Origin of the sequence: Burkholderia sp. BE12, from assembly GCF_002959955.1 — a bacterium.
GTDB lineage: Bacteria > Pseudomonadota > Gammaproteobacteria > Burkholderiales > Burkholderiaceae > Burkholderia.
Map to the genome: position 1 here is coordinate 1 of NZ_PREY01000089.1, position 411 is coordinate 411.

1 protein-coding gene is annotated in these 411 nt (G+C 59.1%); it reads left to right on the top strand.

The window, feature by feature from the left end:
• Positions 1–411: acyclic terpene utilization AtuA family protein (locus C4B30_RS35040; protein ID WP_158683600.1), on the top strand; the 411-nt coding region annotated here is incomplete at both ends.

Below are 411 nucleotides of genomic sequence, written 5' to 3' on the forward strand. Positions count from 1 at the left end.
CACCTGGAGTGGTGCCGAGAAATAATTCATGAGATTGCCCGGGAAGAGCACCTCGCGTTCTCGATGGCGCTGATCCCGGCAGACGTTGACAAAGCCATCGTCCACCAGGCGCTGGATAACGGCAAAATCACGGCGCTGGATTTTGTCCCGCCGTTAACCCACGACGCGATTGACGAAGGTACGTATATCGTTGCGCAAATGGGCATCGAACCCTTCCAGCGGGCGCTGAAAGAAGGCGCGCAAGTGGTGCTGGGCGGGCGCGCTTACGACCCGGCCTGCTTTGCTGCGCTCCCGATCACGCAAGGCTTTGATGAAGGTCTGGCGCTGCATTGTGGGAAAATCCTTGAGTGCGCAGCAATCGCCGCAACGCCCGGCTCAGGCTCTGACTGTGCGATGGGCATCATTGATGAC